General features: G+C 33.8%; 22 protein-coding genes and 3 pseudogenes. 3 read left to right on the top strand and 22 right to left on the bottom strand.

Features of this window, described 5'->3' with window-relative positions; all coding sequences use genetic code 11:
- The first annotated feature begins 657 nt into the window (after positions 1–657).
- Both J2S74_RS18810 and J2S74_RS18805 read left to right on the top strand, forming a co-directional pair.
- Positions 658–1,101, top strand: a pseudogene (locus J2S74_RS18810) (DUF3231 family protein).
- Positions 1,097–1,391: pseudogene (locus J2S74_RS18805) on the top strand (hypothetical protein); the annotation flags it as partial. The pseudogenes J2S74_RS18810 and J2S74_RS18805, both read left to right, overlap by 5 nt.
- Positions 1,392–1,762: 371 nt before the next feature.
- Here J2S74_RS18805 and J2S74_RS18800 read toward each other — a convergent pair.
- The 18 genes and pseudogenes from J2S74_RS18800 to J2S74_RS18715 all read right to left on the bottom strand — a co-directional run bounded on the left by J2S74_RS18800 (position 1,763) and on the right by J2S74_RS18715 (position 20,232).
- Positions 1,763–2,959, bottom strand: coding sequence for a cystathionine gamma-synthase family protein (locus J2S74_RS18800; protein WP_307328546.1), 1,197 nt, complete (start codon positions 2,957–2,959; stop codon positions 1,763–1,765).
- Positions 2,960–3,240: 281 nt separating this feature from the next.
- Positions 3,241–3,408 (bottom strand): annotated as a pseudogene (locus tag J2S74_RS18795) (transposase domain-containing protein); the annotation flags it as partial.
- A complete protein-coding gene (locus J2S74_RS18790) occupies positions 3,409–4,977 on the bottom strand; it encodes a gamma-glutamyltransferase family protein (RefSeq protein ID WP_307328543.1) in 1,569 nt (522 codons plus the stop codon).
- 85 nt (positions 4,978–5,062) lie between these two features.
- Complete coding sequence (locus J2S74_RS18785) at positions 5,063–5,737, bottom strand: hypothetical protein (RefSeq protein WP_307328540.1); 675 nt, start codon at positions 5,735–5,737, stop codon at positions 5,063–5,065.
- Positions 5,738–5,755: 18 nt separating this feature from the next.
- Complete coding sequence (locus J2S74_RS18780; RefSeq protein ID WP_307328538.1) at positions 5,756–6,790, bottom strand: ABC transporter ATP-binding protein; 1,035 nt, start codon at positions 6,788–6,790, stop codon at positions 5,756–5,758.
- A gap of 23 nt (positions 6,791–6,813) precedes the next feature.
- Positions 6,814–7,803 (bottom strand): ABC transporter ATP-binding protein, encoded by a 990-nt coding sequence (locus J2S74_RS18775; RefSeq protein ID WP_307328535.1) that lies wholly within the window; start codon positions 7,801–7,803, stop codon positions 6,814–6,816.
- A 59-nt stretch (positions 7,804–7,862) separates the two neighbouring features.
- The gene (locus J2S74_RS18770; protein WP_307328532.1) at positions 7,863–8,726 is read right to left on the bottom strand and encodes an ABC transporter permease; all 864 of its coding nucleotides are present in this window, start codon (positions 8,724–8,726) and stop codon (positions 7,863–7,865) included.
- Positions 8,727–8,740: 14 nt separating this feature from the next.
- Positions 8,741–9,655: an ABC transporter permease gene (locus tag J2S74_RS18765; RefSeq protein ID WP_307328529.1), complete on the bottom strand. Its 915-nt coding sequence runs from the start codon at positions 9,653–9,655 to the stop codon at positions 8,741–8,743.
- A 141-nt stretch (positions 9,656–9,796) separates the two neighbouring features.
- Entirely contained in the window at positions 9,797–11,389 is a 1,593-nt protein-coding gene (locus J2S74_RS18760; protein WP_307328526.1) for an ABC transporter substrate-binding protein, read from the bottom strand.
- Positions 11,390–11,451: 62 nt separating this feature from the next.
- Positions 11,452–12,672 (bottom strand): M20 metallopeptidase family protein, encoded by a 1,221-nt coding sequence (locus J2S74_RS18755; protein ID WP_307328524.1) that lies wholly within the window; start codon positions 12,670–12,672, stop codon positions 11,452–11,454.
- A 256-nt stretch (positions 12,673–12,928) separates the two neighbouring features.
- Positions 12,929–15,181, bottom strand: a complete 2,253-nt coding sequence (locus tag J2S74_RS18750; RefSeq protein ID WP_307328523.1) for an AraC family transcriptional regulator — start codon at positions 15,179–15,181, stop codon at positions 12,929–12,931.
- A 312-nt stretch (positions 15,182–15,493) separates the two neighbouring features.
- Positions 15,494–16,216, bottom strand: coding sequence for a DUF421 domain-containing protein (locus tag J2S74_RS18745; RefSeq protein WP_307328520.1), 723 nt, complete (start codon positions 16,214–16,216; stop codon positions 15,494–15,496).
- Between the two features lie 186 nt (positions 16,217–16,402).
- Complete coding sequence (locus J2S74_RS18740; RefSeq protein WP_307328517.1) at positions 16,403–17,476, bottom strand: two-component system sensor histidine kinase NtrB; 1,074 nt, start codon at positions 17,474–17,476, stop codon at positions 16,403–16,405.
- Entirely contained in the window at positions 17,469–17,759 is a 291-nt protein-coding gene (locus J2S74_RS18735; protein ID WP_307328514.1) for a hypothetical protein, read from the bottom strand. The genes J2S74_RS18740 and J2S74_RS18735 overlap by 8 nt, the downstream gene beginning before the upstream one ends.
- Positions 17,760–17,928: 169 nt before the next feature.
- Entirely contained in the window at positions 17,929–18,831 is a 903-nt protein-coding gene (locus J2S74_RS18730; protein ID WP_307328512.1) for a COX15/CtaA family protein, read from the bottom strand.
- A 190-nt stretch (positions 18,832–19,021) separates the two neighbouring features.
- The gene (locus J2S74_RS18725; RefSeq protein WP_307328509.1) at positions 19,022–19,471 is read right to left on the bottom strand and encodes a GreA/GreB family elongation factor; all 450 of its coding nucleotides are present in this window, start codon (positions 19,469–19,471) and stop codon (positions 19,022–19,024) included.
- Positions 19,472–19,543: 72 nt separating this feature from the next.
- Positions 19,544–19,693: a hypothetical protein gene (locus J2S74_RS18720; protein WP_307328507.1), complete on the bottom strand. Its 150-nt coding sequence runs from the start codon at positions 19,691–19,693 to the stop codon at positions 19,544–19,546.
- A gap of 44 nt (positions 19,694–19,737) precedes the next feature.
- A complete protein-coding gene (locus tag J2S74_RS18715; protein WP_307328506.1) occupies positions 19,738–20,232 on the bottom strand; it encodes a CarD family transcriptional regulator in 495 nt (164 codons plus the stop codon).
- Positions 20,233–20,461: 229 nt separating this feature from the next.
- On the opposite strand from J2S74_RS18715, the gene J2S74_RS18710 reads away from it, so the two are divergent.
- Positions 20,462–21,217: a helix-turn-helix transcriptional regulator gene (locus J2S74_RS18710; protein WP_307328504.1), complete on the top strand. Its 756-nt coding sequence runs from the start codon at positions 20,462–20,464 to the stop codon at positions 21,215–21,217.
- A gap of 423 nt (positions 21,218–21,640) precedes the next feature.
- Here the strand turns inward: J2S74_RS18710 and J2S74_RS18705 are convergent, their stop codons facing one another.
- From J2S74_RS18705 to J2S74_RS18690, 4 genes are all read right to left on the bottom strand, one after another.
- Entirely contained in the window at positions 21,641–22,285 is a 645-nt protein-coding gene (locus J2S74_RS18705; RefSeq protein WP_307328500.1) for a response regulator transcription factor, read from the bottom strand.
- Between the two features lie 24 nt (positions 22,286–22,309).
- Positions 22,310–23,779, bottom strand: a complete 1,470-nt coding sequence (locus J2S74_RS18700; protein WP_307328498.1) for a sensor histidine kinase — start codon at positions 23,777–23,779, stop codon at positions 22,310–22,312.
- 3 nt (positions 23,780–23,782) lie between these two features.
- The gene (locus J2S74_RS18695) at positions 23,783–24,775 is read right to left on the bottom strand and encodes an alpha/beta hydrolase (RefSeq protein ID WP_307328496.1); all 993 of its coding nucleotides are present in this window, start codon (positions 24,773–24,775) and stop codon (positions 23,783–23,785) included.
- 564 nt (positions 24,776–25,339) lie between these two features.
- On the bottom strand, positions 25,340–26,062 hold the full coding sequence (locus J2S74_RS18690) for an ABC transporter ATP-binding protein (RefSeq protein ID WP_307328493.1): 723 nt from the start codon (positions 26,060–26,062) through the stop codon (positions 25,340–25,342).

Here is a 26,062-nt window from a genome sequence, read left to right as displayed (position 1 = left end):
GGTCACTTACTAAATTCGACATTTGGGGAGGTACTCCTTTTTTCATGCTTTGAAACCCTTGGCCCATAAGGGCCGAGATTTATGAAATTCATTCATGTAAATGAATTTTTCATTTATTTTTTTACTTACCTCTTCTGAAGGTAAAAGTCCCGGTTAGTCAAATACATAAATAAAACTAGCTTTTGTTAGTATAATTATTTTAAAATTCAACAAATATATTAAAGTACGATCATACCAACTAGGGAAGACACTTAAATCTTACTAAATATTATTATAGTCAAAAGGGGAATGGCTGTTTAAATTTGTTAATTTTAAACCTCAACAAATTTTTATTACATACATTTTTTATTCCATTGTCATTTACGGATACCAATTATTCTTAGAACAGAAAAATAAAAGGAAAAGCTGGTTATATTAGCTCAAATATTAATAAACTGATCCTTGTTTTTATTGTATCTAACACTGCGTACTAATCCCGGTTCTTCAATGAACCACCTTCATAAAGATTAGTTTTACATTTGGGTTGATCTTTTATAACAATAGCTAGAGAGAACGACCCCCATGGCAGAGCTTTTATTTCGTTACCTAATCCGTTCGTTCCCGGAGTTATGATACTTAGCTAAAAAGCTGAGATGAAAATAAAATGGAGGATATATTATGACAACAGATTCTAGTTCAAGACTAACATCTTCAGAAATATCTGTAATGTGGAGTAGCTACCAAAATAACAGTTTCTCTATTTGTGTTATGAACTATTTTTTAGCAAATGTAGATGACTTAGAAGTAAAATAGATACTAGAATTTGCACTTAAAGTATCCCAAAAGAATTTACAGAAAAGTATAGATATACTTAAAAGTGATAATCAACCAATACCAATGGGATTTACAGAAGATGATGTAAATACCTCTGCTTCGCGCTTATATTCGGATGCTTTTTATTTATATTATCTTAAAAACATGTCTAAAGTAGGATTATCTGTTTATGGTGTAGCTTTGACAACTTCTGCTCACGCTGAGGTTCGTGAATTCTTAAGTCAAGCATTACAAATTTTTATATGGATTTATATGGTCAATTTTAATAAACTCAATAAGAAAGATTGAAAAAACTAATTATCAATGGCTAATGTCCTATCCTTGTTTATATTGCGATGTGGGATGCCTTTAAGGATGCAAATGGGGAATCAATCCCCTTTTCCTTTCTACCCTTTGTCTTTTCAGCATATTTTGTAACGGTTGATTTAATTTATTCTTCCAAAATCAAAATTTTCGGGATCTTATTTGGACCAGTGTTTTTACCTATGCTTTTTGTGATTCCAGGTTTATTAACAGGTTTTTTGTTATGGAAAAATAATAAAATAATTTTTTCACAGTCAGGATTCTACAAGAATTAATACAAGAGATGCTAGAGATGATTAAAAATCCAAATTGTAGTTTTAATATTAAGTGTCGTAATTATTAAACAGGAAACCTAATCTAGGACCCGGTTTTTAAATAAGAACCTTTGTCATGGTAATTCTTTTAAATGTTGATGTGACACTTCATACAAGTAAACTTCTCAATATTAAATGGTGGCGTTTAACCGTTTCAGTTATGGGAAAAATAGCAGTTTACATCTAAATACGGAGAATGTAAAATACACTCTCCGTATCAGGGGAAGGGATCAATTTATGAATGTAACCTCATCCTATTTATTTCGATTAAATAGCGATCTTCTTTTTAAACCTATCGTCTCCGTTACAAATGATGCTTCAAGTATAGCTGATTATTGGTGAGGAATATAACTTAAGGCTTGGTCAAGGTCCTTAATTAAGTCCTCAACGTTTTCAATACCAGCTGAATAACGAACAAGTCCTTCAGGGATACCCATGGCTTTACGTTCTTCTGGAGTGTTTTCTACATGACTTGTTGTTCGTGGAGGACCAACTGTTGTTTCAACTGCACCTAAGTTTGCTGCTTTATGAGCATGTTTTAATTGTGGCATAAACACTTTAACTGCATCCATTCCTCCTTTAACTGAAAAACTTAACATTCCGCCAAATCCTTTCATTTGTTTCTTGGCGATCTCATGTCCTTCATTGCTTTCAAGACCTGGATAAAAGACGTTTGTTACTTTAGGATGTGACTCAAGAAATTTTGCCACTTTCATTGCGTTTTCATTTTGTCTTTCAATTCTTAATTCAAGTGTCTTCATCCCTCGAAGTAGTAAATATGCACTCATTGGGTCAAGGCAAGCTCCATTTATTTCTCGATAATGAAAAATCTTATCAACTAAATCTTCGTTTCCACAAACGATACCACCTAATGCATCAGCATGACCTCCCAAGAACTTCGTGGCACTATGAATGATTAAATCCGCACCTAATTGTAATGGGTTTTGATTGATAGGAGTTGCGAAGGTATTGTCGACTATAACAAGTGCGCCAACGGATTTTGCCATTTTTATCATTCGTTTTAAGTCAACAACTTTTAGTGTTGGGTTTGTAGGAGTTTCAAGGTATAAAATTTTACATCCTTTTTCCACTTCTTTTTCCATTTTTTCATGATCCGTAGTATCACATAGTTCCACATCAACGTTAATATTTGGTAAGAATTCTAAAAATATTTTGTTAGTTCCACCATAAGTATCTTTAATTGTAACAATACGATCACCAGGTTTTAAAAATGTATATAAAGTGTTACTTATTGCAGCCATTCCTGATGAAAAACTAGTACAAGATTCAGCGTTTTCTAATGCTTTGACTTTATCTTGGAAAGCTTGCACCGTAGGATTTGTCATTCTTCCATAAATATGACCTTCTTCTTTTCCTAAGGCGACATCTAACCAGTGATCTAAATCATTGTAACTATATCCGACACTGAAAACTGTCGGTACTTGTGTAGCCCCATGTGCCAACTGTTTTTTTTCGCCTTCCCAAACGGATTTTGTACCTAAGTGTGTAAAATTCGCTTTTTCTCTCACTTATTCCACTCTCCTTTTGTTAAGTTCGAACCACCTCACATTCATGCTACTATGGAAGAGCAAAAATTCCATCTGTAAAATTGTATGAAGTTCATACACGAAAATTAGTCACTATTTTTAAAAATAATTATCCCGTTAACTCAGAATAAGTGATAGTTTTCCTTAAGGCGTCGAGAGATATCAAACGACTAAATCACCCACCTCTGAATTTTGTACGATAAATCGTAAGCGTAAAATAGTCCACATTTGTTTTTCAGAGTGTGGACTATTGTATGATGATATTAGTTCTTTTGTATTCGGCAAGTTTCAGGTAAACTTTCTGACCATGGAAGAACTTGGTCAAGTGTATTGACATCTTCTGTATCAATATTTGGCAGTGTCTCAAATAGATAAGTTAGATAAGTAAATGGATTGAGTCCGTTCTCCTTAGCTGTTTCCACGATACTATACTAACTCATATTGTGATCACTAGTACTAGGAGCAACCATCCACTTTCCACCTCTTCTTGGATCAGCACAACCGCAGATATTTTTATTTTTGGGATGTAAGGCTATACTATGAACGCCACCGTAGAAAATGGAAACAGGATGGTGCTGAATACTATACCCGCTTTTTAGAAGGTTGTTCTCAACCGACTGTGGCAATTTACCTTCTAAATAAATATGTTTTTCATCGATAAAGTAACGAGTGGCATTTGTCGCAGATTGAAGGTTACAACCATGTTTGACATGCTCTATTAATATTCTAGCAAGCATATTCGGGATTCTTTTACCACCAGAAGAGCCAATGGCAATGTTGCCTTTTTTTTCACTAATTAATATAGATGGAGCTATAAAACTGTGGGGCTTCTTACCAGGTTGATAGTTATTCATCACGGAAGGATAATCACTAAAATTCCTCATTTGATTGTTCAGAAAAAAGCCTTTAACATACAAGCCTGATCCAAATAAATCACTTAACGTGTTTGTAGTTGAAACAAGTCTTCCTTCTGAGTCTGCAACTACAAAAGAAGTTGTATTATTATAATCTTGAATGGTAGAGTCATTTTTTTTACTTATTGATGTGTTTCTTCTGAAGGTTTTTTCTACTAATGTTTTACAGTAGTCAATGCTACAAAGGTAGGCTTGATCTACTTTTTTAAAGTCTGGATCAGCATTATAAATTTTTCGCTCTGCATAGCAAGTACGTAAAATTTGAGCAAGTCTATCAATAAACTCCGAACTATTTACCGAATATTTATCTAAATGGATCATTTCTGCCATTTGTAATACTTGAATCAACATAGTTCCAGCTACAGGAGGAGGTGCACCGTAAATAACAAAATCATCAAATTTCCCTTGAAGTACTTCTCGTTTCTTAATAGAGAAATTTTTTAAATCACTTATATGTAAGTCAGGCACTTTCTTGCAGATAGCCTCTCCGATTGATCCATTATAAAAAACATCTGATCCATTTTCTGCTATCCTACTCAATGTTTCTGCTAAAAGTGGTTGTTCAATACGTTCTCCCTGGGATAGAGGTGCTTGGTGAGGATAGAACTGTGTTAATTCTTCTCTATCTATATGTGTGGCAATTTTAAGCTGTTCTATTAATACTTTATGTGCATGGAAACCTTTCTTTGCGATATGAATAGCCGGTTGAATCAATGACTTCCAATTTAATGTACCTAGGTCTTTATGAATCGTTTCCATCCCTTTTACTAATCCTGGAATTCCTATTTTCGACTTGGATGTTTTAGCAACCCATGGTGCACATTCCCTATAATCGTAAAATATTGGTTTTTCCCCATTATTTTCATAGATCATCATTACACCACCGCCCCCTATACCAGAACCATAGGGTTCTACTACACCTAAAACAAAAGATATAGCGATAGCCGCATCTACTGCATTCCCTCCTTTTCTCATAATCTCCATTCCAACATCCACAGCTAAAGGATGGGCAGCGCTTACACTGTATTTTCCAACCATTTTTCTATTCTCATTTGAACTATTTCCTTTCCTTTTATAATTGTACATAGGTAGTCTCCCATTTTAATATTAATTAAAGATCACAATTAAAGTTCAAAATATTTATAAATATCTCCACAAACAATTACATAACTTAATTAAATTCTTCCAAGGATAAACTATATATAATCTCTTTAAGAGATTTAATTAATGAAATAAATAGACGAATATCCACATCAGGTTTCCTAAATCTCTTATTAATTTCCATTTGTACACTCGGAACTCCAAGTTGATGGTAACAAAATGCTGAAACAGTACCAGGGTGCATTGCAGGAAAGTTGTTATTTTCTTTTATGTTCATGACATGGTATTTACTAAATATGTTCTTCAAACGTTTGACAACTTGAGGTTTCAGTATTTTTCCGTGTTGAGTTCCTAAATCTACACCGAACTCTCTATTTTCTGACGCACCATGAAGATCGATCATAAACTTGATATTCCCTAAGTTAACAATTTTTTCAATCGTATCTTTATATTCCCCATTCAATACAAAATTAGGATCTTCCTCAGAACAGCGAGTAGAATATATTACGTAACAATCCGTGTATCTTTGTAATAGTAATGCTATTGCTCCAGTATAATCATCTTGATCTTTTAATCTACCGTTTCTATACATTTTTGTCGTATGTGGGGCTGAAATTAAAATTGGAATAGAGCCCCATTTAACATCAAATGCTTTATTGGCATATAAATGACCATGGTATTCATTGGCTGAAAATTGTGATTCAAATATTTGGTAGTATACATGTATGTCATTAAGTGATGTCAATATTCTCCCTCCATTCCTTTAATCTAATATTGCTTGAACAGAATCAGAATTACTTACCCTCTCTCTATATAGAGGATAATGACATGCTACATAATGCTCCTTATCTTGGGTTTCGATCAAATCTGGAGTCTCTTCCATGCACTTTTCATCAGCATAAGGACATCTCGTGTGGAAACGACAACCAGGTGGAGGATCTACAGGGCTTGGCATTTCACCAGTTAATTTAGATTGTTCATGGTTACTACGTAGTTTAGGGTGACTCACTGGTACAGAATATAATAATGATTCCGTATATGGGTGTTTAGGATTTGATAATAGTTGTTCTTTATCTGCTATCTCTACAATTTTCCCTAAATACATTACAGCAATTCTATTACTTATATATTTTACGGCGGGTATTCCATGAGCAATAAATATTAAAGTAAGTTGAAATTCCTTTTGAAGTTTTAGGAGCAGATTCAATATTTGTGCTTGAATGGAAACGTCTAAAGCTGATACTGGTTCATCACAAACAATTAGTTTAGGCTTTAAAGTTAAAGCTCTAGCAATTCCTATTCTCTGTCGCTGCCCTCCACTAAATTCATGGGGATACCGATTTGCATATTTATTGTTTAGCCCAACGATTTCTAACATATCATATACTTGTTTCTTCAAATCAGTGCCAGATGCTAGTTTATGTGTACGTAATGGCTCTGCTACAATGTCAAATACTTTCATTCTAGGATTTAACGAAGAATATGGATCCTGGAAAATCATTTGAATATCTTTTCTTTTCCTCCTCAGTTCCTTTGCAGATAGCTTTGATAGTTCAATCCCATCAAAAATAATTTCTCCCTCTGTAGGATTTTCTAATTGCATTATTAAATTTCCGAGTGTTGATTTACCGCAACCAGATTCACCAACAATACCTAAAATTTCTCCTTGTTTAAGTGAAAAATTAACATTATCTACAGCTTTTAAATATTTTTTTTTAGTTGTAAAAATACCCTCCGATACGTCAAAATACTTCTTTACTCCTTTAACTTGAAGTAAAGCATCCTTATTCAATGGCATATCTCTTCCCTCCAGAAAATGAATCAAATTCTATTATCAATAGCTTCCTCTACTAACCAACACCGCACTTGATGCCCATCCGTTATCTCCTTTAATTCTGGACTTTGCTTACATATTTCACTCGAGAAGTCACATCTATCATAGAAACGACAACCTGTCGGTATTTCCATTGGACTTGGGACAGTTCCTTCTATTGACAATAATTCCGTCTGCGAAAAATCTAATTTAGGTGTACTATTCAACAATGCTTTCGTATAGGGATGCTTAGGGTAATCAAAAATAGAAAATATTTCTGCTTGTTCTACCACCTGTCCTGCATACATTACAATTACCCGGTCTGCCACTTCAGCAACAACACCTAAATCATGAGTAATAAGTAAAATAGCTACCTCTTCTTGCTCCGACAATTCCTTAAGAATAGATAAAATTTGTGCCTGTATCGTAACATCCAATGCAGTTGTCGGTTCATCTGCAATAATTAACTTTGGTTGACAACTCAATGCCATTGCTATCATCACACGTTGCCTCATACCTCCACTTAATAAATGTGGGTAAGAAGAGAAAACTTTCTCTGGCCTTGGTATTCCCACTTTATTTAATAGATCAATAACTTGCTGTTTTGCATTTTGTTTTCTGGTTTTCTGGTGTAAGAGAATACTTTCCATTATCTGTTTTCCCACTGTCATAACAGGATTTAACGAACTTAAAGGCTCCTGAAAAACCATTGCAATCTCATTCCCTCGAATTTTTCGCATGTCTTTTTCAGATAATTCAATGAGATTTCTACCACAAAAATGAATACTACCATCGATAATTTTTCCCGTTTCACTAAGCAGTCTCATAATCGATAAAGAGGTTACACTTTTCCCAGATCCTGACTCCCCGACAATAGCCACCTTTTCACCTTTGTTAATATAAAACGAGACATCTTCCACTGACGGAACAACACCGTTTATTGTATTAAAATGTGTTTTTAAGTTTTTCACTTCTAATAAAACCTCTGATTCCTTCATAGTATCCTCCTTTCCAATTCGACTAACGTAAAACCACTAAAATTTACTTAATGAATACGTTATACATGAGAATGGGGATCTAATACATCACGAAGCCAATCACCTAATAAGATGATTCCCAATACGGTAATTGTAATGGCGATCCCTGGAAATGTTGCAATCCACCAACTTGTAGCCAAATAATCTCTGCCATCACTTAATAACGCCCCCCATGTAATTGCCTTAGGACCCAACCCTAAAAAACTTAATGATGATTCAATAATTATTGTCGTTGCCACACTGAGAGTTGATACAACAATAACGGAAGAGGTAACATTAGGTAACAAGTGCCGTATTAATATCACACTATTTCTAACCCCTGTTACTCTTGCTGCTTTTATAAACTCCCTTTCTTTCAAACTTAATACCTCACTTCGTACTACCCTTGCATACGTGTACCAAGTCGCTACACCAACAACTAGAATAAACATAATTAAATTGGGGTTAAGAAATCCTAATACAAATAAAGCAATGAGTATAACAGGAATAGCTATGTTAGCATCAACAATCCGCATGAAAAAGCTATCAATAAATCCCCCGTAGTACCCTGATATCAATCCGATGGGAACACCAATTACTCCAGCTACAATGACTGCGCTTATCCCAACTAACAATGAAATTTGACTACCATAGATAACTCTACTAAATAGATCTCTGCCTAAACGATCAGTACCAAGTACATACTGAGATTCTCCTCCATCCATCCAACTAGGAGGAAGGGAGGCTGCATTAAGGTTAACCTCATACACATCATGAGGTGCTATGAAGGAAGCGAAACTTGCAGTAAAAGTAACAGTTAAAATAATTATGGCCCCTAAACTACCAGTTTTACTAGACCCTAGCATTTTTAGCCATTTTAAAAAGGTTAATTGATTAGTTTTCAAAATACATCTTCTCCTCACCTATACTTAATTCTAGGATCGACTACACGATACAGTATATCAGCTAAAAAATTTGCCCCAATTACAAAAATAGCGATTACAAAAATACAGGCTTGAACAACCGCCATATCCCTAGCATGAACTGCTGAAATAACCAATTGGCCAATTCCTGGCCACGCAAAGACAACCTCCGTAACCAGTGCCCCTCCAACTAAAGTAGATATATTTAGTGCGATAAGAGTAATAACAGGTAATAAGGAGTTTCGTAAGCCATGTTTATAAACAACAGAAAAATGACTTAGGCCTTTACTTCTAGCCGTTCTCATATAATCTTGATGAAGAACATCTAACATTTGAGATCTCAACATACGAGTTAATTCAGCAGCCATTGCTGTTCCTGTTGTAATAGCAGGTAACACTAGATGTAACAAAGATCCCCTGCTCGAAACCGGTAAAATTTGTAAATACACAGAGAAGACTAACATAAGCATTAATCCTAACCAAAAGTTAGGCATTGCTTTGCCTAATACGGAGGTACCACTAATAAATAAATCGATGAATGTATTCCTTTTAATTGCTGATAGTACACCTAGTGGAATAGAGATAAGGATTGAAATTATAATTGCAGCTATCATTAATTCAAAAGTAGCCGGCAACCTCTCCAATACAATAGGTAATGCCTCTTGTTTATATACAAATGATTGACCAAATTGCCCTTTCATAACATTAGATAAAAATAAGCCATACTGAACAATAACTGGTTTATCAAGACCTAACGATTCTTGCATTGCTTTTATTTCCTCATTAGAGGCATCCTCTGGCAGCATAAGGACAACAGGATCCCCTGATACGTTTACAAAAATAAAAACAACAAAGGAAATGATAAATAGTACTGGTATAATCTGAAATAATTTCTTGATAATATAAGTCACAACTTCCTCCCCCTGACAGGATGCTTGAATACTTTTGAGAATAAAATACGGAAATAACGAGAAGAAAGAGTATTTGATAAGTAAGGATTCTATAAATTCTTTCCTCTCGTATTAACCTCGTTTCGTTGATGCATCCTCTTTTTACTGCATTCTCATATCCTTAATAACAAGCATACTATCCGTTCTCGGTGTAAAAATCACATCATCACTGACACCGTATACTTCATTTTGATGATACAAATATATTTTTGGGCGCTCCTCTGCTACAATTTCTTGTATTCTTTGATACTGCTCTTCACGTTCATCAAAATTCATATTATTCAAAGCTTGTTCCCAAAGCTCTGTTACTTCTTCATTCCTATAACTCGCTCGATCCCATCCTACATTTGATGCAAATTCTTGGAGTCCGATTGATGAATCAAAAATAGAGTTACCATAAACTGCAAAATACATTTGGCCATAATCCCCTGCATTTCTTAATTCTAGAAAGCGGCTCCAGTCAACAAACTGAATATTAACATCAATTCCTACTTGAGCTAGCATGGAAGCAATAACTTCATTAATTTCATTTGCTTTTAAATAATGGTTGTCTGCAAGAGTTAAGGTTAGCTCCAGTCCATCACCATATCCAGCCTCTTCTAGTAACTGTTTAGCACGATTTGGATCATATAAGTAAGTGTTGTATAATCTTGGATGCGCGCCAAAATTCCCAGGTGTAATCCTAGTGCGTGTCGGAGTTGCCTCCCCTAATAAAATCTGTTTTGTAATTGCTTCATTATCAATAGCCAACTCAATTGCTTCACGTACTTTAGGATCAGAGGTAGGATGTTCTTCTCCGTGATGTAAACCTAAGAATCCAACTCGTTGAGATGGTGCAGATACCGCCGACACACCTTCTTGGGCATTAATTCTTTGCATGTCATCAGGTGTTAAATCTGTCACGATATCCACACCACCAGTTAGTAATTCGTTAATTCTTGTAGAGACTTCTGGGATTACTCGAAACACAACTTGATCTATACCTTGTACACGACCTTCAAAGTAATTTTCATATGGTTCAAGTATTATACGATCATCCCTTCTCCATTCCACAAATTTAAATGGGCCTGTTCCAATTGGATTGCTCAAGAAATGATCCCATCCGTTTTCTTCAATGTAATTTTTGGGTAATATTCCTGATCCTATTCGTGATAGTAAATTCATTAATGTTGGTTGGGCACCGTCTGTAATAATTTCAAATTCATAATCATTGAGAATTTTCACTTCTTTAATAACTTTCAGACGTCCATGTTCTTGTAAGGTATCATCATTTGCAACTCTCTCTAGGGTAAACTTCACGTCCTCTGCAGTTAAAGGATCGCCATTATGGAATGTAATACCTTCCTTTAAACTCATTGCCCAAGTAACATCATCGACTGGTTCATAACTTTCTAATAAATCAGGTTCAACTTCCATATCGGTTTGTCTAGTTAGTAAGTAACTAAATATATTAATGTGTACTGCCTCGGTGTCTATCTGATTGTGATCATGAATATCAAAGGAATAGATGTCATTTGGTATTGCAATCGTTAAGATTCGCTCCTGATCCTGTTCACTTTCAGATACTTCTTTACCTTCTTCTTCCGTGTTAGTTTTTTCTTGATCAACGTTCGCTTCTTCCGCATTAGAACACGCCACTAAACTAAGGATTAACAAACCACATAACACAACCATGAACATTAATGTTTTCTTCAATCTTCTCTCCCCTTTTTTAAGTAAAATTATTTTAAAAAACTATTTCCTTATTAAATAAACTATTAATTTGTATTGTGTCTACTTTTTATCTTAAAAGTTTCCGTATTGGTATGCTCCTCTAAGTAATTTAAAGCAAACTGGGCAAGCATCGCAGCTCCTATTGGAAGTGCGTCCTCATCAATATCAAATAGAGGATGATGATTTGGATAAACAATTCCTTTATCTTCGTTTCTTATCCCAAGTCGAAAAAAAATTCCAGGTACTTCGCGGGTATAGTAGGAAAAATCCTCGCCTCCCATGGAAGGATCAATATAATGTAAATTCTCACTTCCTATAATTTCCTCACTTGTCTTTTGTAGGACAGGCAACAAACTCGAATCGTTAATCACAGAAGGATATCCTTTTTTAAATTCGAATTTATAGTCAGCACCAAATCCACCACAAATTCCTTTTAATAAAGTTTCAATACGGTGAACAACCTCATCCCTTAAACATTCATCTAGAAGACGTAATGTTCCAGCCATAGTAATCGATGGCGCAATGATATTGTGAGCATAACCTCCATTAATTTTTCCAATCGTCAATACAACAGGTTTCAGTGGATCGACTTGTCTACTAACAACTTGTTGTAATGCACTAATCACTTCTGATGTTACAGTGATAGCGTCAACTGATAAATGAGGATGTGCAGCATGACCACCCTTGCCGAATATGGTGATTTCAAACCTATCCGAAAAAGCTGTGCACGGTCCTGGACAAACAGAGACCGTTCCTGTAGGTTTATTAGGATATACATGAAGACCTACAATTGCATCCACATCAGGCTGTTTCAGTCCTCCCTCTTTAATTACAGTTTTAGCACCTGCTAACCCTTCTTCAGCTGGTTGAAATATAAAAGCTACATTTCCTCTTTTTGGCCTCTTTTTTGCCAGTAATATTGCAGCACCCAATAATATAGAGGTATGGGCATCGTGACCACATAGATGAGCTTTGTTCTCAATTCTCGATGAATATTTTGTTTCTTTTTGGTCCTGAATCGGTAAGGCATCCATATCTGCTCTTAGCATAATGGTAGGTCCAGGTTCATTACTTTCTAAATAGGAAACGACTCCAGTTTTAGCAACTTTACGAATATGGTCATAACCGTTATTCTTTAGAACATCTTGAACCAACTTAGAAGTTCTCACTTCTTCAAAACCAATTTCCGGAAATTGATGAAGGTGTCGTCGCCAATAGATCAATTGATCTTTCAGATCATAAGCTTCATCTAGAATTGATTTCATGTGCATCTCTCCAAACTTTAATTTTAAACGGTACCGCTTGTGTATTTATCTTATAAAAATTCAGAATAATCAATCAACTGACAATAATTTAGAAAGAAAAAAATTATTCCCTCAATTTTAGAAAAAACGTACATATCAATGGTTATAAAAGGTTTACTTAGGTCAATTTTTTACCCTTGAGTTATTCGACCTAAAAAAATGACGGTTTCAAAAACCGTCATTTCACCATATTGGATCACTTTTATAAATTCTTTTATTACGTTTTTTGATGCTTCATTCTATAATTTGTCGGCGTTGAGTTGGTTAAATTTTTGAAAACTCTTCCAAAAGTTCGCTCTGTATAGCCAACTTTTTCTGCAATTTCACCCACAGACAAATTGGTTTCTATTAATAATTTTTTTGCAAAACGAATTTTAAGTGATGATAAATACTGCAAAAAACTTTTCCCTGTAGATTGTTTAAATAATCTACTTAAATAGCTTGCATTAAGATCAAATTTCTCTGCAACAGACGTCAATGTATGCGTTTCAGATACATTTTCATTTAGATAATCCATTACCATTTGTATTGTTTTACCACTTCTATTTTCATTCATTAAATTAACCTTTTCTAAAAATACAGGGAGAATATCACGTTTAAACCACTTTTTTATCTCTTTAATACTTGATTTTTGCTGTAAATCCGTTTGAAATATTGTTAATACCGAAAATCCATCCCCATTGTTCTCATCCACTACTCTATATAAGGATGTATATAACATGATAAATGCATGATAAACACTAGCAGGTGAACAATGTTGGTTTTGAATATTCTCAACAAAATGATCAAAATGATTCAACAATAAGCTTAAATTGTCATTTCTTAACTCTTTTATCATCTGTTCTTCTAAGGAATAAGGATATTGTAAGGGATCTGTATATCGTAGTTCATCAAAACTTATAATTTGGTTACTTCCTTTTGTTATTCTAAATTTTAAAGCTTCAATTGCTTCTACATATGAGTGCTTTAAGTACTCTGGTTTGCTTTTAATAATCCCCATTCCAATAGAAAGTTGCAGCTGAAGTTCAGTTTGTAAGGTTTGGTGTAACCTTTCTGTTATATTCCTTAGTAAAATTTTCATTTCCTTATCGTTTATATAGTCAACAAAGGATAAAATAAGTGCAAACTGAGATGATGCATTTAAAGGGATACATGTTACTTTTACATGAAATTGATTACAAACATCCCTACAAATAGATCTTACTTCTAAAAGCATGACATTCGTATCTAATGCCTTCTCCTGTAATACTTTTTCTACTTCTATGACTATGACCACAGGATACGTATTTTTTATTTGTTCCAAAAATTGTATAGAGTATTCGCCGCTTGATACAAAATCCTCAGACCCAAATAACAACCTGATAAAGAATGCTTCCAATAACCTTTGATGATCATTTTCAATTTTTGTCTTTAGCTCACTCAACTTTGCTTTAACCTCATTGTGTGCATCATCAAGAGAATCCCATTCTTGGTAAAAAAGATTATCTTTAGGTATTTTTTGATAAACCAATCGTTTTTTTAGAGGAAAATGTAAACTAACCGATATAAAGTATGTGATAAATAAAGATAATGATAAACAAATTCCAGAAATAATCATGACGTTGTATGCTAGACTATTTTTAGCATTGTTTAGTGAAGAATATGGCATATCAAATATTAAAATCCAATCACTATATTCCATTTTCCCAAATAATAATACATTATCCTCTGATGGACTTATATGATAACCGATCCTTGGTCCACTCAATAAAAGGTTACTAATTTCAGAATCAAATTGCTTATACTCATTAATTAAGTTTCTATTATTATGTAAGACAATTTTTCCGTTTCTACGAATGATATAAAAATCTCCTAGATCAGAAAAATGTGCTTCTTCTAAAACTTGTAAAAAGGTTGACTCATGTACATGAATAGCAAAATACCCCTGAGGGAAATTTGATTCCAGGGGAAGTGGTTGAAAAAAGGAAATAACATTTAAATTAGTACGTGGACTATTAAATGACCAATGGGGTCGCCTTAGTGATTGTATACTACGAAAAATTTCCTTATTTTGTTCGGTCATATTATTAAATGACCTTGCTCCATTAGCACTGGAAATAAAAAGTTCTGAGTTAGGTAAATATAAATCAACACTATAAACATTGTTTAGAATTAACGTAGTTGCAATTAACTTTTCGTTAAGTGGAATGATTTTATCATATTCATTTTGTAAATTTTTATTATAAAGAGCTTGTATTATATTACGATTAACTGTTAACTCAGATGTTCCCTTCTCTATAAAGTTAAGTTCTTTTTCCAAACTTTCCATAATATGAGATAGTACCTCGAGATTTAACTCTATGGATTGTTTATCAATATGTTCATTAGCAGTTTTATATATAATTATTGATGTACCAAAAACAATTAAGATCATACTAACCCCAATTAAGAATAATATTTTTAAAAAATATTTACCTCTTAAATTTTGCATACTTTCCCACCTTCAGTAAGTAACAGTTTACACATCAAAATACATTATATTTTCTAAATATTCTTAAATTTAATTATATATTAAATAAAGTTAAAACTGAAGATTTTTCGATGATGTCATGCAATACACATACCAACCATCCTATTTAATACGAGATACTTAATGAATAGCCGCTTCCTAATGTAATTGGAAACATAATAGTAAAGCCATTGAATTGCCTCCTATTTCGTTTTATGACAAATAAAAAAAGCCTGGGGGAGCACTTTTACAGTAATCTCCCGGGCTTTTATCCCTCTGTGAACCGCTTCATTATTAGTTATCCATAACCTTCGATCTTCCATTCACAAAGATTTTACCGCTTCTTTCATCAACTGTAAATAAAAAAACTTGGTCAATAGTTTCAAAGCCCCGTTGCTTTACTTGTATTTCTAACCATTGCATAGTATGACCTACTTTTTCCAAATTTGTTTTATTCACTTTTCCATCTAATATTAAGACGGATGGATACCCTTTCTCCACTGGCGTTATGTTCATATCATCTGGGGTAAGAGAATCATATTTAGATTTTTTAATGACACTGATTTGTCCATTTGGCTCTAATATAGCATAATCAACTTCTGTCAAATCACTAACTTGGTTTAAACGCAAATCCATCATCAATGCCTCTACCGTTAGCTTTGACTTCCGTAATTGTTCTACTAAGATTTGCCCCTTATTTACAATAATAATAGGTTCCGCCTCTACCACACGACGAATCCACGGACTTTTTAAACCTAAATAGGTAAGTCCAAGATGAATACCAGCAATCAGTGATGCCGCCGCTAATGGTCCGCCTAAGGGAATTTCTCCACTGGACAAGGGCTCTCCAACAACATCACCAATAATAACAGCAAAAATAAAATCAATGGGATGAAACGAAACCATTGATCGTTGTCCTAGTATTTTAATAACACAAAATATGTAAACATAAACAATTAAAGCACGTATCAAGAATCCGTAAATCGGTAAATCCTCTGTTCCAGTCCAAAAATCCATTCCTTGTTTCTCCTTTTACAAAAAGTAGTATGTTAGTAAATAACATTACCACTTTTTCCCACAAGGAGGTTTTTAATACATTAACAATTAAAAAATAATTTGGATAGGACCTCGGATCTACCTTTATCATTACTTCGTTTTTTTTAACCAAGCTAATTGTCCTAACATCTCATTTCTGTTGGTTCACTACTCACTTGGACTACCATTTTTAAGAGTTTTCAGAAAATATACATTAAACGTTGTTCCTTTGGAGCTTGAAAGATAATCTATTCTACCATTGTTCCTTTTAGCAATAGAAAAACAGATAGGTAGACCCAAACCGGTTCCCTCCTCTTTTGTAGTGAAAAAAAAATTTTCTATACTTCCAATTAAATGAGGAGGTATCCCACTTCCTTCGTCAGCAATAGATAAGATAATTTCATTATGTTCTTCATATGTACTGACTTTTACGGATTTCTTAGCAACGATAGCATCTAAAGCATTATTAATTAAGTTTAGCAGCAACTGCCTAATTTCATTTTTATCTACAAATAACTTGGAAATTTCACTTAATTGCAATTCAACAAGTTTCCCCTCTTTTATAGCTCGTGTTTCAATTAAAGGAAATAGGGTCGAAATAATCTCATTTAAATCCTGGTGTTCCTTTTTATTGGATTTGTCTTTGGAAATATCAAGAAATTCAGTAATCAGTCCATTTACACGATTAATTTCATCAATCAGTAGCTTATATATATCTTTGTACTTTTCATTTCCTTCATTTTGTTCAAGGATTTGTAAAAATCCTTTAACTGTTGTAATTGGATTTCTAATTTCATGGGCAACTCCAGCAGCCATTTCTCTAATAGCATTTAACTTTTCATAAAATATTCTTTGTTTTTCTGTTTCTTCCCCTAAAGTCAAATCATGGAACAGAATAACTACCCCATGTGCATTAGGTATTACCTTTACTTTAATCCATCGTTTGGAGTATTTTGTTAGAAATTTAAATTCTTTTATTTGTTTCTCTTTATAAGCTTCATGAATTAACTTATACTCCATTGTGTCCACATAGTCTGAAAAAACATCCCAAAAATTTGTCCCCAAAAGTTCTTCTCTCAACCATCGATTTCTACTGTTTTGTTCCTTGTAAAACGTTTCAGCTTCATCATTTATAAACTCAATCTTCCATTTATTGTTTAGAAAGAGACAAGGTTCGTTGATATTTTCTAATACCCGAATCATATCTAACTTTTCATTTACGTAATTTAATTCTTTATACATTTATAGTACCCCTCCAAATTAACTGTTTCCTAAGTGCTTTCCAACTCCAAACAGATAGAATAGCAACCATTAATATTAACAAGCCTGAACCGAGACGTTGAGTATATGCCATCCATCGAAGGTTGTTTGCTGATTCAGACAAACGATGGATAGATGCAAAAGGCCCTTCATTACTAAAAATAGTTATTGAATGAGCTTGTGATACTAAGAAACTTTGAATGAAAACAACTATCATGCATAAAGTAGTTAACACACCAAATAACTTTAAATAATAATTGTTCACCTCTTCACCGTCTTTCTCAGATTATAATTAGATCTCAACCGTTTGATTTGCAAATATTCAGTAATTTGAATTTAAGGTTTCATAAAATGGAATTTGTAATGAGCACGGTTTCCATTACAGACTGTAAAGGAAACCGCTGTTGGCTTATGATCCGAAGCTAATTCTAATCCTAGATTTGCTTCGATCGATAAGCTAATAATGCTGTGTAACTTAAGATACCAAAGAGCATACTTGCAAAAACGGCATGAAACATCGTCGTAGCTAGGGAAAATCCTGTAAATACAACAACTGCTCCACTAATTACTTGAATCGTTACAAATAAAAGACTTACTAAGCTGCTATAATAAATACTTTTTTGCTGTTTATAGTGGCGGACTACCCAAATAAACAGAATGAGAATGGCAAAGAACAACAAAGAAGCTGCAGCCCTGTGTCCAAACTGAACGGCTACCCGCCCTTCCAATGGTGGTATCCATTGACCATTACAAAGGGGCCACCCTGAGCAAGCTGCGCTGGAATTCGTATGTTTAACTAATGCACCTGTGTAAACTACAATATAGAGATAGCAAAGGACAAAGTAAATATAATTTCTTAATGAAGCTGGCAAAGAAGGTTTGTCGAAAGCTTGGGACTTGTCCTCTTCAAACGCCAATAAACTTAGAAGCATAACACTAGCAAAAGAAATAAGGGAAAAACCAAAGTGTAGCGCCATTACTGCACTCGATTGTCCCCACACTACTGCTGCTGCACCTAGTAATCCTTGAAATACTATAAAAGCCACCGCAAGTACAGCGAAAAACTTTGTTTCTCTAATATGTGATAGCCTTTTCCAGCTCCAAATAGATAGGATGATAACCATTATTCCTAACAAACCAGATACAACACGATGGGTGTATTCTATCATTGTTTGAACAGTGGGAGATTCAGGAAAGACCTGTCCTAAACATAATGGCCATTCTGCACCACAGGCATCCCCTGATCCAGTTTGGGTAACTAAAACACCTTGAATCAGAACGATTATCATACCGATTGTGGTTACTATTCCAAAAATTTTTAAGTATACGTTATTCATAACTTCACCGACTTTCTACTCTTCCTAACTAATTATTTCTCCCCCTTAGAGGGTACTTTAAGTTTATTTATGCTTATTTTGTAAAAAAGCAAAAAGGAAGGCAGCGTCTTCCTTATACAATACATAGAATACGCTGCTAAAATATTCACCTATTTAGCTCGAACTACTGCGTAGATAACGTTAACCTTTTTTAGTAGCTAGAACTATATTCAATATTCTCAATCGTCACTTCCCTGGATTCATTATTTATTTCACCATAAATAACGGCACCGACTTCCTTTAATAATAGTTTTTTCCCAAACGGAGAGAGATAAGAATACAACCCAAACTCGACGTTCTCTTCTTCAGGGAAACAAATCGTTATTCCCATAGTATCGTTTTTTGTTGGTTGATAAAGAGTAACTCTACTGTTTATGATTACAAAAGGCAGGGACGGAAATTGATCTAACTCTATTTCTTTTAAGGTCGTTAATCTCTCCCTATATTGATCTATAAATTGTTCTGGTTCCCAGTCAGAATTATTGTTACTATTTCTAGATAACTCAGAAACTATTTGTTTCTTGTTATTTACAAAGTATTCAAGTTGATAATCGATACGTTTCTTTAGCCATATCTCCATAACAGCTTTTCTAAGGATCATTGAATATTACTCCTTTTTGAATTATCTGAATATCAAGTGCTCTTAGCTTCATTCTTTTTACCACCTTTCCTATTAAAGAGGGGGGTTCATACGAACAGATTCATTCCTATTATTGCTATCCTCTTTTTTTTCATCGCCCTGCTCATCTTTTTCAAGGCTTGGTTTAGCATATTCGTCAAATATCACTTTCTTTTGCCATGTTATCCAATCTTGATCTTTCATAATAAAAAAGCCCCTTTCAAAGGAGATAGTTTTATAACTCGTTTTCATTGATTTAAAAGCTCTATCAATAATTTATCGAGTAAAGTTTCAGCTTTTTGTTGATTAACCTTTTCAGTAACGATAATTTCACTTAAAAGAAAATTGTAAAACTTAGTATATAATTCACGTTCCGTTTGATTAAGGCGTTCCCTTCTCTTTTTTTGAAGTATCGCTGCCATAATGCCAAATGTTGATTTAATAGATCCTGTTAAAAGAATTTTTTCGTAGTAGTTAACTTTCTTATTTATTGGATGTACAGAAAGGTTATACTCCTTAACATTAATGGTAGACAGTTCATTTTTCATTCCCTGTATACCTAACGCAAACCGTATATTTTTGCTTGAAAGTTGTTTTGAGGGAACGAAAACACTTAAATCTTCACATAGCAATTCAATCACATGATACATTTCCTTCTTATCTATAAAACGCTTCTCTTCAATACTCAAAATATATCCAGCACCATATGGTGGATAAACCACTTGATCACCAATGTTAAACAATAAAGCTCCCCTCCCATATTTTTTTGAGAGAACATTTGGAACTCTGCAAGGTAATCACCCCCTTTATACTTAATGGCTATTTTTTAAAATTTCCCGATACATATTGGTTTTTTATGTTAAATATTGGAATGTAAGTACATATATTGATGATAACATAATACTTGCTAAAGGTACATTAAAATTGTGTTAAAATATAGACGTAATTATATTTTTAAAGGATGGTGAGTCAATGACAGCAACTTCTAGTTCACTAAATAAGATTGGACTAACCCAGAGAGATGTTTTGCACCTTATCATCTTACAGATTATTAACCAAGCACCTACCCATGCCGCAGCTATTTATCGAGTTGTTTCTGAAAAATCTAGGAAAGATCAAACTAGTCAAACACGTTCAAGAACCTATGTATATAAAACCATAGAAGAATTACAAAAAACTGGTCTGATTGAGTATCAAAAACAAGGGAGAAAAAAGATTTTTTACTTATGTAATGATGGTTCTCACTTCTTAGAGGAGTATCGTAAAACGATCTATCCCACTCTGGAAAAACTTATAAAGATTATGGATCATATGAGGAAGACCATTTCCTCGCAAACAGTCCATACCTTGGATGTTTCCCTTAGCGACCACGAAAAACGATACTTAAGTAAAATAGTGAATGTAAAAGTGTTAATACGTTGGTATACATTACACCGTCTAATCCATGAAAAGACACTTCACGGTGGGGCTTTGTATAGGGATATGAGTCTATGGTTTGGCTGGGTGAATAATCAGGGATATTTTTATCAAGTTCTTAGGGAGATGGATTACGATGAATTGGTGTCAAGCTTTTGGCTGGATGAAGAAACACGTTCACAACGGAGTTACGGGGTAACGGAATTCGGTAAAAAACAATATAGCATCCTTACAACGAAGGTAAAAGAACATTTAAATGAAGTTCATCAGGCTTTAAGGTTTATGATAGAGCAATTTCATCATACCCCTTAAAACCTGGGGAGCAAAATAGGCGACTTTCCAATAATAGTACTTACTCCTTAAAATACGAGGCTGGGACATAACTAAAGTGTTTAAATGAAATTACGAACAATGCAATACCATTGCGAAGTATATTTCCGAAGCGATTTATATGCTCCGTTCGGATTTCTCATTGATAAAACGCTTTTGTCCCAGTTAAGTAAAGGGACCGTAATCCCAGTTAAACAATAACCTAAGTACGATTAGAGACGGAAAAATATCAGTAACCCCCCCTTTTTTCTTCAAGGCAAATATCCCGGGGAACGTAGACCATCTTCTTCTTAAAATCTATTAATCCTTTTCTTATCGGTATGTTAAAAAAGTATAGTAGTAGCATCATTGTTTTATCCACCCAAATATGAAAAAGGACGTCCTCAAACCGAGAACATCCTCTTTTCAAATCAAAACTTCTGGTATCAACCCTAACATCCGACCTTTTTCAACGGCTTCCACTCTCGAACTCACCTTCAACTTCTTAAAGATCCCAGTTAAATACCTCTCTACACTTCTTTTAGTCATAAAAATTTTTTCGCCTATTTGTTCATTTGTCAATCCTTCAGCAACCTTTATTAAAATTTCCTCTTCCTTACGAGTCAAGTTTATTTCTTTCCCATTCTCTATACATTTTTTGTTTTCTGTCCTCCGTAGCTGATGCAATAGTTCTAAAGGGATAACCGCTTGATTATCAACAGCACCTCTTACTGTACGGATAAGCTGCTGTTTAGAACTTGATTTACTTATGAACCCTGAAACACCTACTTCCATTAAATAGTTAAAATGGCTGGAAATATCATGACCAGTAAAGATAAGCACTTTCGCATCCTTGTGAACACATACGATCTTTTTTGTTAATTCTATACCACTAATTTCAGGCATATGCAAATCTAGCAAATAAACGTCGTACTTTTTTTCTTTTATTAAATCAACGATTTCTACACTTGATCCAAGAAAATCCGTACTAAAATCAGGTTCACTGGCTAATAATGTTTTTGTACCTTCTCCTACTATCGAATGATCGTCTACAATAAGAATAGTAATCACCCTGTCACCTTCTAACACCGTTAATTATTTTAATGGAATCTCAACTTGAACATTCATGCCTTTATTAGGTTCTGAATTAAATTTCATATATCCTCCCACACCATGAACTCTCGCTGCCATCCCTATTAAACCTATTTTTTTTTGATCTTTATTGATTAAGCTAAGATCTGTGCCTACTCCATTATCTTGATAATATAATTCCACATTATGATTATGAATTTTAATCAAGATAATTACTTCTGTCGCTTTTGCATGCTTATTGGCGTTATTCAGTAATTCTTGAACGATACGATAAACCACTAGTTTATAATCATTATTTAACAATTGATTAGGACTTTTTACAAATTTAATATTAAGCTTGCTATTAGAACGCAACTTGAATTTCTCTTCTAAATCGTGTAATGCATGTGGGAGATCCATCTCCGCCAAAAGTGGCGGTGCTAATTCTTGGCATGTGTCCCTCATACTAAACATAATATCTAAAATTTCTTCTTCCAATTCTGTTACTCTATTTTCTAATTCAGGTTGTTTTTCTGCGGTTACTAGCTTTATTTCTTCAATTTTCCTTTTCACGATGATAATATCTTGCAGTACAGAGTCATGGATATCACTAGCTAATTTCTTTCTTTCTCTTTCTGCCCAATTAAATATTAATTGACTGAGAAACTTGTAACTAGTAGAAGTGAGTTTTTTTGATTTTAAGCCCTCTAATTCTTTTATTAAATCCTCTACCTCTACCATACTTTTTATATCGTTTTTTAACACATGATTTAAGAGGGCAGTCCCTGAATTTATTTCCGGCGTTATTTGTGCATATTGCTGGCGCTGCACTTGAAGTTTTAAGCCTATAAAGCCATATCTTATTAGACCTATAAAAAAAACAATAGTGGCAAAGGAAACGATCCAATAATTATATCGCCAAAAGTCATCAATGTTCATCATTCGTAAAATATAGTTAGTAAATAATGCGAAGGTTATTGCCGGGATAAAGGCTAAATTTACTAAAAGCCGTTGGCGTTTTTTAGACGGATGCTGTTCCTGAATAAAAGCATATATAAGTAAAACAATACCGCAAATAATATAGGGGGTTACCCACCAGCTAGCAATGGCATACGGGACAATTAAATTAGGATAGATTGGAAAGAAAATACCCATTAAGAAAATTGGGGTAAGTAGAATTATTTTTGAATATTTTTTCCAAGTGTTGGATAATAGGTTAGAATATGTAATAGAAAAGATAAGGAACCCATATGGGGTAACATAATGGGAAATAAATGCTAATATATGCTCCATGAACAATAGCGTCCCATCCATATATCCCGAACTAATACTTTCTACCATTCTTAGTTTTATATTTTCTTCGATAACAACAGAAAGTCCTCCAGCACCGCCAGCAAAAGCTATTACACTCGCCCAACGGGTTGTTTCTCTTTTTGGGTCAAATACTATTAATAATAAACCTACTCCCCACAAGAGAATAAATAAAAACAACATCGTTTATTCACTTCCATTAGTAATAGAGGCTTCTATAAAGTCTATCGTATCTTTCGCAATTTGCTTACGATGAAAGATAATTCCTGCATGCCCACATGGATAAAGAAGGCGCTGCGGTTTACTCCAAGCACTCCAAAGTTTTTTTGCATCTTTTTCCGTAACATACTGATCATATTTTCCACTTATTAGTAATATTTTTTCTTTTGGTATCATTGGCTGACCCTCATCTGCACGAAGGATTGACCAGCACTCCTGTAATTGTTCATATGTAAAGCTATGCTTCTTCAAATCTTGCTTAATGTGCTTTCCAATAGGTGTATGCCAAATTTCATAAGAAAGATTATTTGCGTACATAATGGAAACAAGCACATCGATTTCTTTTTCGTATAAACTAACTAGGTTAGAAATATACCCTCCAAGACTTATACCAATAAGAATTACTTTCCCACCTTTATTTTGTTTTAACCATTGAATTAACGCCCTAATCTCTACAACTGCTTGTTTGATGGCGGTAATAGTTCTACACACGTCTGCACTAATCAAATATTCCCCACTATAAAGACTTGTAGAAGCTCGATCAAAATGGTAGGGAAGGGTCGGAAAATAAACATTATAACCTTTATTTTGCATCTTTTTTAAGAATATGGACTTAAATTTATTCAAACTGTCTGAACGCCACCCATGAACAATAATGGCATGAACAGGTTCTTCGTCATTTTGACTTAAATAGCACATCCCCCTTGCTATATCATTATTCATATCGCCAGAATGAATGGGACTATTATAATAAAAAGACCCTGATAGAGAGTCTTTTTGATCTGCTAATTCAAATAATATATTAGGTATTTCAATTAATTTATAAAAGGAAGCCCGATTTCGATTGGCTTTAGAAGCTTGGAAATCGGTATCATTACGAAATTGTGTATGTAAACTTTTTTTACGATGTAAAGAATGCAGCCCTACTTTATCAAAGAGCACACTTAACGATTTATTCATGTTTAAACTCCTCGTATCCAATTCGGAAAACTCATAAAACTATAGTTCTAAACTTACTACCTATTAAAATATTATAACTTACAAAAATGTTAAATTCTACATATTTTTTATTATACTCCACTATTTTTGTAAAATTAAAAAAATTCCTTTGAATCTTCTTCCTCTCCTAGATCGCTGAGCAAGTCAGTTGTTATCTTGTCTAATATGAATGCTCCCGTCTACCTATGCTTTAAACCGCTTATAATAGAAGTTGTCGCCCGCTCCCGTTTGTTTAATAATAAAAATGCTACTCCTTTCAAGCTATAAAATTCCACATCTCCAAATGAATGACAGTAGATGTATCTGATAAATTAGATTTGAGCCACTTTTTAAGAGTTTGGTCACATAAGAATGAGCCACACAATTTCCAATTTCACAAACCGCTCTTATGATAGAAAGTGACCAAACTATCTACATCTAGAGAGGAAGAAGAGGTAAAGGAAGTTTGAAATGGCTCAATATTAAAGGTAAGAAAAATGGTAAGGCACCAAAAACTATCTTATTCAAATGAGACTGACACCGATACTAATGGTAATAAAGATATGCTTCTTCAATCGAATCTTTATTTGTATTATATAAGAGTTGTTTAATATTTCCTTGAAAAATAAGATTTCCTTGCTTTAACAAAATAACCTCAAATCTGTCATTTTTCATACCTAAGCTATCAACAATATCTAATTGATGTGTACATAATATATATGTCTGATTATGGATATTTTCTTTCATCATTTTTTTTAAGGTATAAATTGAAACAGGATCTAGCGCAGCAAAAGGCTCATCAAGGAATACGAAATCTGTTTCTAACACAATGGCTGCAATGTGACTAATTTTCTTTTTCATACCATTGGACATCGTGAAAAGAAATTTATTTCTCTTCTCATACAATTCAAATATTCGCAAAAGCTCATATATTTTTTCCTGGGTAACTGAATGATACTTTTTATATAGTTTTGCTACAAACATCAAATATTCTAGTGCTGTTAAATCTTCTAGAAGAGAGTATTGTTCTGGGGAAAAGGACATTTGGTATTTAGGAAAAGATATCACTTGACCATCATGATAATAATGAATAGCATCATTTTTCTTATATAAACCTAAGATTTCCTTCATCAAGGTTGTCTTTCCAGCTCCATTGTGACCTAATACAGCGTAGATTTTACCTTTATTGAATTCTATATTAATATCTCTTAGTGCTGTAGTTTTCCCGTATGACTTCGATAAATTTTTAATTTTGATTTGATCTACCAT

The sequence above is a fragment of the Evansella vedderi genome, assembly GCF_030813435.1.
Classification (GTDB): Bacteria; Bacillota; Bacilli; order Bacillales; family Salisediminibacteriaceae; genus Evansella; species Evansella vedderi.
Note: the sequence above shows the minus strand (reverse complement) of the source record. Positions and strands in the feature narration are given on the sequence as shown.